Annotated in this window: 2 protein-coding genes; both read left to right on the plus strand. The window is 68.8% G+C overall.

The window, feature by feature from the left end; all coding sequences use genetic code 11:
• The coding region (locus tag AC0693_RS38435) for an amino acid adenylation domain-containing protein (RefSeq protein ID WP_478804578.1) at positions 1–4,227 on the plus strand (4,227 nt) is incomplete at its 5' end.
• The coding region (locus AC0693_RS38440; protein WP_478804579.1) for an amino acid adenylation domain-containing protein at positions 4,227–12,160 on the plus strand (7,934 nt) is incomplete at its 3' end. The genes AC0693_RS38435 and AC0693_RS38440, both read left to right, overlap by 1 nt.

Consider the following 12,160-nt stretch of genomic DNA (forward strand, 5'->3'; position numbering starts at 1 on the left):
GCCCGTTTCTTCGAGGTGTTCGGAGAGGGGGTGGAGCTGCACAACTTGTATGGGCCGACGGAGGCGTCGGTTGACGTGACGTCGTGGCAGTGCCGCTCGGAGCAGAGGACGGGTGTGGTGCCGATCGGTGCTCCGGTCGCGAATACGCGGGTGTTCGTGCTGGACGCGGCGCTTGGGCCGGTTCCGGTGGGTGTGGCCGGTGAGCTCTACCTCGCAGGGGTCCAGCTGGCGCGTGGCTATGTGGGGCGTCCGGGGCTGACGGCGGAGCGGTTTGTCGCCAGTCCGTTCGGTTGTGGTGAGCGGTTGTACCGGACGGGGGATGTCGCCCGGTGGTCCGCGGGTGGGCAGGTGGAGTATTTGGGGCGTGTGGATGAGCAGGTGAAGATCCGTGGTTTGCGGATCGAGCCGGGTGAGGTCCAGACGGTGGTGGCCGCGCATCCGCAGGTCGCGCAGGCCGCGGTGGTCGCACGTGAGGACGTGCCGGGTGATGTGCGTCTGGTGGCTTATGTGGTTCCGGCTGTGGGGGTGGATGGTCTGCCGGCTTCGGTGCGGGCGTTCGCGGGTTCCCGGCTGCCGGAGTACATGGTGCCTTCGGCTGTTGTGGTGCTGGATGTTCTGCCGGTGACGGTGAACGGCAAGCTCGACCGTAAGGCGCTGCCCGTCCCGGAGTACACCGCCGGGTCTGGTCGTGGGCCGGCCAATGCACGCGAAGAGGTGTTGTGTGCTGTCTTTGCGCAGGTTCTCGGTCTCGACAGTGTGGGTGTCGATGACGACTTCTTCGCCCTCGGCGGCCACTCGCTGATGGCGATTCAGCTCGTGGAGCAGTTGCGTCTGCGTGGGGTGTCGGTGTCGGTGCGGGCGCTGTTCCAGACCCCGACGGTGGCAGGTCTCGCGACGGCGGCGGGGCCGGTACGGGTGGAGGTCCCGCCGAACCTGATCCCCGCGGATGCGGTGGAGATCACGCCGGGGATGCTCCCGCTGGTGGATCTGGACTCGGGTGAGATCGAGCGGATCGTTGCCACCGTCGAGGGCGGGGCAGCCAACATCGCGGATGTCTATCCCCTGGCTCCTCTCCAGGAGGGTCTGCTGTTCCACCATCTGTTGGCCGACGGCGGCGAGGACGCCTACGTCATGCCCACGGTGCTGGAGTTCGACTCGCGTGAGCGGCTCGACGGCTTCACCGCAGCCTTGCAGCAGGTCATCGACCGGCACGACATCTTCCGCACCTCCATCGTGTGGGAGGGGCTGCGGGAGCCGGTCCAGGTGGTGCGGCGCCACGCGGTCCTCCCGGTGACCGAAGTGGCACTGGACCCACAGGACGCGGACCCGGTCCGGCAACTGGTCGCAGCCGGCGGCCTGTCGATGGACATCGTGCAGGCCCCGCTGATCCGGATGCTGGCGGCGCCGGCCCCCGAGGGTGATCAGTGGCTGGCCCTGGTGATGGTGCACCACATGGTGCAGGACCACACCGCACTGGAAATCGTCTTCGAGGAGGTCGACGCCTTCCTCTCCGGGCGCGGCGATACGCTGCCGGACCCGCTGCCGTTCCGCGACTTCGTGGCGCAGGCCCGGGGCGGGGCGGCGCGTGCCGAGCACGAGCGGTACTTCGCCGGGCTGCTGGGTGATGTGACCGAGCCGACGGCGCCGTTCGGGCTGGTCGATGTGCGGGGTAACGGCGCAGACTCGCGTCGGGTCTTCACGCCGATCTCCGCCGAGGTGAGTGGGAGGCTGCGCGATGTGGCACGGCGGCTGGGAGCCAGTCCGGCCACTGTGATGCATGTGGCGTGGTCGCGGCTGCTGGCCGCCGTGAGCGGCCGGGATGATGTCGTGTTCGGCACGGTGCTGTTCGGCCGGATGAACGCCGGCGCAGGGTCGCACCGGGTACCGGGCCCCTTCATCAACACCCTGCCGGTACGTGTGCGTACCGGGGTGCTCGGTGCGCGGGAGGCGATTTCTGCCATGCGTGACCAGCTGGCCGACCTGTTGGAGCACGAGCACGCCCCGCTCGCGGTGGCGCAGCAGGCCAGCGGAGTGGCCGGCAGCACACCTCTGTTCACCTCGATGCTCAACTACCGGCACAACCTTGCCCGAACCGCCGAGCCGGGCGCGGAGCGGGCCGCGGGCGCCGAGCCGGGCGGCATCAGGCCACTGTTCGGCCAGGAGCGCGACAACTTCCCGTTGTCGGTCTCGGTCGACGACGACGGCACGGACCTGGGGCTGGCCGTGGACGCGGTCGCGCCGATCGATCCGCGGGCTGTGGGTCTGCTGCTCAGTACCGCGACCGGGAATCTGGTGGCGGCGTTGGAACGGGCGCTGGACGGCTGCGAGGACGTGCCGCTGGGCGCCGTGGACGTGTTGGACGCGGACGAGCGGCATCGTGTTCTGGCCGCGTGGAACGACACGGCGGCGGATTTCGGGACTGCGACGTACGCGGATCAGTTCGCGGCCCAGGCGGTACTGACTCCGGATGCGAGGGCTGTTGTGGCCGCGGACGGGGAGCTGTCGTTCGTGGAGCTGGAGGGGCGGGCGAACCGGCTCGCCCGGCATCTGGTGGCTCTGGGCGTGGGTCCGGAGTCGGTGGTGGCCGTAGCGATGGAGCGCGGGGTCGGCGTGGTGGTCGCGCTGCTGGCCGTGCTGAAGGCCGGCGGGGCGTACATGCCGGTGGATCCGGAGTATCCGGCGGACCGTGTCGCGTACATGCTGGAGGACGCCCGGCCGGTGGCGGTCCTGTGTGAGGGGACGACGGTGGAGCTGGTGTCGTCCTGCGATGCCCGGCTGGTGCCCCTGGACGCACCCGAAGTCGAGCAGGCGCTTGCCGCCCTGCCGGTGGACCCGCGCGGTGAGGGCGAGTGGGCGGCGCCCCTGCCCGGGCACCCGGCATACGTGATCTACACCTCCGGTTCGACGGGCCGTCCGAAGGGCGTGGTCATCCCGCACGAGGGCCTGAGCAACCTGTCGGGATTCCACCGTGCGGGTGTGATCGCCCGTGCCGGGCGGCGTATGCGGGTGGCGCTGACGGCGTCGCTGTCCTTCGACACCTCGTGGGAAGGGCTGCTGTGGATGGCGGCCGGTCACGAGCTCCACGTGATCCCGGACGACCTGCGCCGTGACGCGTCCCTGCTGGTGCGGCACATCGCGGAGAACGGCATCGAGGTCCTGGATGTCACCCCCAGCTACGCCGAGCAGCTGGTCGAGGAAGGCCTGCTGGAGGACCCGGTGCACCGTCCCAAGGTGCTGCTGCTCGGTGGCGAGGCCGCGGGTACGGCACTGTGGGAGCGGGCGCGGGCCGCCGAAGGCACCCGGTGCGTCAACCTGTACGGCCCGACCGAGGCCAGCGTGGACACGCTGTGGGTCGACGCGGCGGAAACCGTGGTGCCGCTGGTGGGCCGGCCGCTCGCGAACACGCGCGCTTTCGTGCTGGACGGTGCGCTCCGTCCGGTCGGTGCGGGGATCGTCGGCGAGCTGTATCTTGCGGGCGCCAGCCTGGCACGCGGCTATCTGGGACGGTCGGCGCTGACGGCAGAGCGTTTCGTCGCCTGTCCCTTCGAGTCCGCCGACCGGATGTACCGCACGGGTGACCTGGTGCGCTGGGACCAGGAAGGACGGCTGGAGTACCTGGGCCGGGCGGACGACCAGGTGAAGATCCGCGGTTTCCGCATCGAGCTCGGCGAGGTCGAAACGGTGGTGGCCGCCCACCCGCAGGTGTCCCAGGCTGCGGTACTCGCCCGAGAGGACCGCCCGGGAGACAAGCGCCTCGTGGCGTACGTCGTGGCCGACGGAGGCGCGGAACTTCCCGGCCGGATCCGCGAATTCGTCGGAACGCACCTGCCCGGCTACATGGTTCCGGCAGCGGTCGTGGTGCTTGAGGCGTTCCCGCTCTCGGTGAACGGGAAGCTCGACCGCAAGGCCCTCCCGGCGCCGGACTTCGCAGCCATGGCGAGCGCCGGGCGCAAGCCTTCGAACCGTCAGGAAAAGTCCCTCTGCGACGTGTTCGCCCGAGTACTCGGACTCCCGACGGTCGGCGTGGACGACGACTTCTTCGCGTTGGGCGGGCACTCACTGCTGGCGGTCCGGCTGATCAGTCAGATCCGGGCAGTGATGGGTGTGGAGGTACCACTGAGGGTGCTGTTGGCGGCGCCGACGGTGGCAGGACTTGCAAAGCAACTTGGAACACAAGAGTCAGCTAGGCCGGCGCTGCGGCCGATGCGCAACCAGAAGGAGTCCTGATGATTCCCTTGTCATTCGCCCAGCGTCGTCTGTGGTTCATCGACCAGCTCGAAGGCCCCGGCGCGACCTACAACATCCCGATGGTGCTGAGGCTGTCGAGCTCCCTCGACCGGGCTGCCCTGAACGCGGCCCTGCGGGACGTCATCGGACGCCACGAGGTGCTGCGCACCGTCTTCGGAGTCGAAGACGGCGAGCCCTACCAGCAGATCCTCGAGCTCGACGAGCTCCAGTGGGAACTCACGACGGAGGAGGTGGCGCCCGCCGACCTGGACGTCGCGATCGCCACGGCCAAGGGATACGCCTTCGACCTGTCCGCCGAAGCACCGATACGCGCTTCGCTGCTCTCCACCGGCCACGAGGAGCACGTCCTCGTCGTGGTGGTCCACCACATTGCCAGTGACGGCTGGTCCGTGGGCCCGCTGTCGCGGGACGTGCGCGTGGCGTACGAGGCCCGTTCCGCAGGCCACGCTCCCGAGTGGGAGCCGCTGCCGGTGCAGTACGCCGACTACGCGCTCTGGCAGCGCGAGCTGCTCGGCGACACGGCCGACCCGCAGAGCGTGGCCGCCGGCCAGATCGCCTACTGGCGGCAGGCGCTGGCCGACATCCCGGAAGAGCTGGAACTGCCCTTTGACCACGGCCGCCCGGCCGTGGCGAGCCACCAGGGCCGCAGTCTGCCGCTGGCGGTCCCGGCCGACGTGCACGCCCGGATGGTGGAACTCGCACAGGCCGAGGGCGCCACCGTCTTCATGGTCCTCCAGGCCACGCTGGCGGTGCTGCTCTCCCGCCTCGGCGCCGGCACCGACATTCCGGTCGGTGTGGCCGTGGCCGGACGTACCGACGTGGCACTGGACGACCTCGTCGGCTTCTTCGTCAACACGCTGGTTCTGCGTACGGACCTGTCGGGAGACCCGACGTTCCGCGAGGTACTCGGACGGGTCCGGGAGACCGGCTGGGAGGCGTTCGCCCACCAGGACGTACCGTTCGAGAAGCTGGTCGAGGAGCTGGCGCCGACTCGTTCGCTGGCCCGCCACCCGCTCTTCCAGGTGATGCTCACCATGGAGGAGGGGGCGGCACCGGGGAGCGGGCCGACCGGTGTCGACGCTCCCGGCGTGCCGGCCCCGGCTGCTGCCAAGGTCGACCTCGAGGTGAGCGCGAGCGAGCTCTTCGACGCCACGGGTGCGCCGGCCGGCCTGCACGGCTCGGTGATCACGGCCGTCGATCTGTTCGACCTGGAGTCGGCCGAGCGACTGGTGACTCGCTGGACTCGGCTGATGGAACAGCTCGTCGCCGACCCCGAGCTCCGGCTTGGTGCGGTTGATGTGCTGGATGACGTGGAGCGTCGTCGGGTTGTTGTTGAGTGGAATGACACGTCTGCTGTGGTGCCTGCGGGTACGGTGGCGGATTTGTTCGAGGCGCAGGTGGCGCGGACGCCTGATGCGGTTGCTGTGGTGTCGGCTGGTGTTGAGGTTTCGTATGAGGGGTTGGATGTACGGGCGAATCGTCTTGCCCGGCATTTGATGGGCTTGGGTGTGGGCCCTGAGTCTGTGGTCGGGGTGTGTCTTGAGCGTGGTGTTGATGCGGTGGTCGCGCTGTTGGGTGTGCTGAAGGCGGGTGGTGCGTATCTGCCGGTGGATCCGGGCTATCCGGTGGACCGGGTTGCGTTCATGGTCCAGGATGCGGCGCCGGTGGTGGTTTTGGCGTCGGTGGGGACTGTGGGTGTGGTTCCGGCAGGTGTGCGTGTGGTGGTGGTGGATGCGGCGGAGACGGTGGAGTTGCTGGCCGGTCTGGATGGGGGTGTGGCGGCTCGTGGTGGGGTGTTGCCCGGGCATCCGGCGTATGTGATGTATACGTCGGGTTCGACGGGCCGTCCGAAGGGTGTGGTGGTTGAGCATCGTTCGGTGGTGGGTCTGTTGTCGTGGGCTGCCGGTGAGTTCGGTGGTTGTGGTTTTGAGCGGGTGCTGGCTTCGACGTCGCTGAATTTTGATGTGTCGGTGTTCGAGGTGTTCGGTCCGCTGGTGTCGGGTGGTTGTGTGGAGATGGTGCCCGATCTCCTGGCGCTTGCTGATGGCGGGCGTGGTGTGGGGGGTGTGTCGCTGGTCAGTGGTGTTCCGTCGGCGTTTTCGCAGATTCTGGCGTCGGGTGGGCTGGGGGCGCGGCCGGGGACGGTGGTCCTGGCGGGTGAGGCGTTGACCGCGGATGTGGTGGCGGCTGTCCGGCGGGCGGTTGCGGGTGTGCGGGTTGCCAATATTTATGGTCCGACTGAAGCGACGGTGTATGCGTCTGCCTGGTTTGCGGAGGGTGATGTTGAGGGGGTTGTGCCGATTGGCCGGCCGATCTCGAATGTGCGGATGTTCGTGCTGGATGCGGGCTTGCGGCCGGTGCCGGTGGGTGTGGCGGGTGAGTTGTATATCGCGGGTGCGGGGCTGGCGCGGGGGTATTTGAACCGTCCTGGTCTGAGTGCGGAGCGGTTCGTTGCCAGTCCGTTCGGTTCGGGTGAGCGGTTGTATCGCACGGGTGACCTGGTGCGGTGGAGTGCGGCAGGCCAGGTGGAGTATCTGGGCCGGGTCGATGAGCAGGTGAAGGTGCGTGGTTTCCGGATCGAGCTGGGTGAGGTCCAGTCCGTGGTGGCCGCGCATCCGCTCGTTGCGCAGGCTGTGGTCGTGGCGCGTGAGGACGTGCCGGGGGACAAGCGTCTGGTTGCGTACGTCGTCGCGGACACGGGCGTTGCGGGGTTGGTTGCCTCGGTTCGGGACTTCGTTGCCGGGCGGCTGCCGGCGTATATGGTTCCGTCGGCTGTGGTGGTGCTGGAGGCGCTGCCGCTGTCGGTGAACGGGAAGCTGGACCGCAAGGCCCTGCCCGCCCCGGAGTATGTGTCGGGTTCCGGACGTGGGCCGGCCAATGCCCGCGAAGAGGTGCTCTGCGCGGTCTTCGCCGACGTCCTGGGCCTGGACGGTGTCGGCGTGGACGACGACTTCTTTGCGCTGGGCGGGCATTCGCTGCTGGCGATACGGCTGGTGGAGCGGCTGCGTGAGCGTGGCGTGTCGGTGTCGGTGAGGGCTCTGTTCCAGTCGCCGACTCCGGCCGGGCTCGCCGCCGCCGCGGTCGGCGGGGAGCAGGTGGTCATTCCGGACAACCTGATCCCCGTGAACGCGGCCGAGATCACCCCGGCGATGCTGCCGCTGGTCGAACTGACCGCGGAGGAGATTGGCCGTCTCGTCGCGACGGTCGAGGGCGGCGCAGCTAACGTCGCGGACGTCTATCCCCTGGCCCCGCTCCAGGAAGGTCTGCTCTACCACCACCTGCTGGCCGACGGCGGTGAGGACGCCTACGTCCTGCCGACCGTCCTGGAATTCGACACCCGCCCTCTGCTGGACGCCTTTTTGGGCGCGCTCCAGCAGGTGGTGGACCGCCACGACATCCTGCGCACGTCGATCGTGTGGGAAGGCCTGCGCGAACCGGTTCAGGTCGTCTGGCGACGCGCGGAACTCCCGGTGGCCGAGCTGTCCATCGACCCGGAGGGACCGGCGCCCGTCGACCAGTTGCTGGCCGCCGGCGGTCTCACCGTGGACCTGGGGCGGGCACCCCTGATCAACATTCACATCGCCGCCGCGGAGCCCGACGCGAACCGCTGGCTCGCGCTGGTGACCGTGCACCACATGGCGCAGGACCACACGGCGCTGGAAGTGCTGCTCGGCGAGGTCGACGCCTTCCTCACCGGCCGTGGCGACGAACTGCCGGATCCGCTGCCGTTCCGGACCTTCGTGGCTCATTCCCGGAACGGGTCGCAACGCTCGGAGCACGAGCGGTACTTCGCCGACCTGCTCGGAGACGTGACCGAGCCGACGGCCCCTTACGGACAGGTCGACGTGCGCGGTGACGGGGCCGATTCGGTCCGGGAACTGATCGTCCTGGAAGAGGGGCTGGGCGAAAGGCTCCGGGAGGTCGCGCGCCGAGCGGCCACCAGTCCGGCGACCCTGATGCACGTGGCGTGGGCGCGGGTGCTCGGCGTCCTCAGCGGCCGTGACGACGTGGTCTTCGGCACCGTTCTGTTCGGCCGGATGAACTCAGGAGCGGGTTCCGAGCGGGTCCCGGGTCCGTTCATCAACACGCTCCCGGTACGGGTGCGTACCAACGGCCTCGGTGCACTGGAGTCGCTGCATGCGATGCGAGGTCAGCTCGCCGGTCTGCTGGGACACGAGCAGGCGCCGCTGGTCCTGGCTCAACAGGCGAGTGGTGTGCCGGCTGACACCCCGCTGTTCACCTCCCTCTTCAACTACCGCCACAACGCGGGGCTGCCGGCAGCGCCGGACGGACCGGCTGACGTCCTGGGCATCCGTACGGTCTACTCGCGGGAGGCCAACAACTACCCGTTGACCGTCTCGGTGGACGACAACGGTAGTCGTCTCGGGCTCGCCGTGGACGCGGTGGCTCCGATCGACCCGCGGGCTGTGGGCATGTTGCTCCGCACTGCCGTCACCAAACTCGCAGATGCCTGGGAGACCGCGCTCGACGGTGGTGCTGACCTTCCGCTGAGCACGGTTGAGGTGGTGGATGACGTGGAGCGTCGTCGGCTGCTGGTGGAGTGGAACAACACTGCGGTTGATCTCGGCGGGGTGTTGGTGCCGGGGTTGTTCGAGGAGCAGGTGGTGCGGTCGCCGGGTGCGGTGGCGGTGGTTGCCGATGGTGTGGAGGTGTCGTTCGCGGAGTTGGACGCGCGGGTGAGCCGACTGGCTGAGCACCTGGTGGGTGTGGGTGTGGGTGTGGAGTCGGTGGTGGGTCTGTGCCTGCCGCGTGGCGTCGACATGGTCGTGTCGATCCTCGCGGTGTGGCGTGCCGGTGGTGCATATCTGCCGGTGGATCCGGAGTATCCGGCGGAGCGGGTGGCGTTCATGCTCGGTGACGCTGGTGCGGTGGCTGTGGTTGCCGCGTCTGCGGTGGAGGGTGTGCTGCCTGAAGGTGTGAGGCGGGTGGTGCTGGACGAGCCGGGGACGGCGGCTGCGCTCGCGGCTCTGGGCGGGGTGGTCCCGGATCGGGTGGTGCTGGCGGAGTCCGCGGCGTATGTGATGTTCACGTCGGGTTCGACGGGCCGGCCGAAGGGTGTGGTGGTGACCCATGGCGGTCTCGCGAATTACGTGCGCTGGGCGGCGGGTGCGTATGGGACCGAGGGTGGTGCGCCGCTGCACTCTTCGCTGGCGTTCGACCTGACGGTGACCAGTGTGCTGGTGCCGCTGGTGTCGGGCTCGCCTGTGGTGGTCAGTCGTGCAGGCGGTGCCGAGGGGCTGGCGGAGGTGGTGCGTCAGTCTGCCGGGTTCGGCCTGGTGAAGGTCGTACCGGGTCATCTTCCGCTGCTGGGTGAGCTGCTTTCGGATGAGCAGGTGGCGGGGATGGCCGGCACGGTGGTGGTCGGTGGTGAGGCGTTGGCGGGTGCTTCGGTGCGTGCGTGGCTGGAGCGGGCGCCGGGTTCGGTGGTGGTCAATGAGTACGGTCCGACGGAGACGGTGGTCGGGTGCTGTGTTCTTGAGGTTCGTGCGGGTGATGAGGTCGGTGAGTCGGTTGCGATCGGGCGTCCGGTCGCGAATACGCGGCTGTATGTGCTGGACGGGGGTCTTCGGCCGGTTCCGGTGGGTGTGGCGGGTGAGCTGTACATCGCGGGTGCGGGTGTTGCGCGTGGTTATGTGGGTCGGGCGGGCGTGACGGCTGAGCGGTTCGTCGCGTGTCCGTTCGAGCCGGGTGCGCGGATGTATCGCAGTGGTGATGTGGCGCGGTGGGCTGCGGATGGCCGGCTTGAGTATGTGGGTCGTGCGGATGAGCAGGTGAAGGTCCGTGGTTTCCGGATCGAGCCGGGTGAGGTCCAGTCGGTGGTCGCGGGGCATGCGTACGTGGCGCAGGCGGCGGTGATCGCGCGTGAGGACGTGCCGGGCGATGTGCGGCTGGTCGCCTACGTGGTGCCGATTCAGGGCGCCGAGGGTCTTCCTGCCGAGGTGAAGGCGTTCGCGGCCGCCCGGCTGCCGAAGCACATGGTGCCCTCGGACGTCGTGGTCCTGGACGCGCTGCCGTTCACCGTGAACGGGAAGCTGGACCGTAAGGCTCTGCCGGCCCCTGAGTACGCGGGTGGTGTCGGTCGTGGTCCGGTGTCGCTCCAGGAGGAGTTGTTGTGCGGGGCTTTCGCGCAGGTGCTGGGTGTGGAGAGCGTTGGGGTTGACGACGATTTCTTCGCGCTGGGTGGGCATTCGTTGTTGGCGACGCGTCTGGTGAGTCGGGTGCGTACGGTGCTGGGTGTCGAGGTTTCGCTGCGGATGCTGTTCGAGGCGCCGACGGTGGCCCGGCTTGCCGAGCGGCTGGCAGGGGCCGATAGGGCACGGGTGGCGCTGACGGCGGGGGCGCGTCCGGAGCGGGTTCCGCTGTCGTTCGCGCAGCGTCGTCTGTGGTTCATCGGCCAGCTGGAGGGCCCCAGCGAGACCTACAACATGTCCGTCACCCTGCGTCTGACGGGTGCGGTGGACCAGGTGGCACTGGGCGCGGCGTTCAGGGACGTCCTGGAACGGCACGAAGTCCTGCGCACGGTGTTCTCCGTGGCTGAGGACGGTCAGCCGTACCAGCAGATCGTCGACCTGGCCGAACTGGCCTGGCAACTGGAGACCGTCGAGGTCCCCCCGTCCCGGCTCGCCGGAGCGGTCGCCGACGCGGAGCGGTACGCGTTCGACCTCGCCACTGAAGTGCCCATCCGTGCCTGGCTTTTCTCCGTCGCGCAGGACGAGCACCTCGTCGTGTTGACCACCCACCACATCGCGACCGACGGTTGGTCGATGGGTCCGTTGGCTCAGGATGTGTCGGCTGCTTATGCGGCGCGGTGTGCGGGTGGGGCTCCGGAGTGGGAGCCGCTGCCGGTGCAGTACGCGGATTACGCGCTGTGGCAGCGTGAGCTGCTGGGTGACGAGCAGGACCCGGAAAGTCTGATTTCTCGCCAGGTGGCTTACTGGCGTGAGGAGTTGGCGGGTGCTCCGGAGGAGCTGGGGCTGCCGTTCGACCAGCAGCGTCCGGCGGTGGCTTCGCATCAGGGGCACAGTGTGCCGCTGGTGGTGCCGGCGGAGGTGCACGCCCGTCTGGTGGAGGTGGCGCGCGCTGAGGGTGTGACCACGTTCATGGTGTTCCAGGCGGCGCTGGCGCTGCTGCTGTCCCGGCTGGGGGCGGGGACTGACATCCCGATCGGCTCGGCCAATGCCGGACGCACCGATGAAGCGCTGGACAACCTCGTGGGCTGCTTCGTCAATACCCTGGTGCTGCGTGCCGATCTGTCGGGTGACCCGACCTTCCGTGAGCTGCTGGCGCGGGCGCGTGAGCGGGGCCTGTCGGCGCATGCGCACCAGGACGTGCCCTTCGAGAAGCTGGTCGAGGAGCTGGCTCCCAGCCGTTCGATGGCCCGTCACCCCCTCTTCCAGGTGGTTCTGACCAAGCAGGACACCATCGACGCGGTACTCGACCTGCCAGGGGTGCAGGCCGGAGGGGTATCGGCAGAGCTGACTGCGGGCAAGACCACGGCGAAGTTCGATGTGGATGTGATGGTGTCGGAGGCTTTCGACGCGCAGGGTGTGGCGTTGGGTCTTCGGGGTTCGGTGACGGTGGCCGCGGATCTGTTCGACGAGGCATGGGCTGGGCGGATCGCCGGGTACTGGTCGCGGGTCCTGGACGTGGTCTCTGACGATCCGGGTGTGCGCCTGAGCCGGGTGAATGTGCTGGGTCCGGATGAGCTGGCGACGGTGTTGTCCGGTTGGAATGACACTGCCGCCGAGGTTGCGGACGCTTCGGTGGTGGGGTTGTTCGAGGCGCAGGTGGTGCGGTCGCCGGATGCGGTGGCGGTGGTGGCTGATGGTGTGGGGGTGTCGTTCGCGGAGCTGGATGTGCGGGCGAACCGGCTGGCTCACTATCTGGTGTC

Source organism: Streptomyces sp. NPDC043876 (assembly GCF_056435825.1).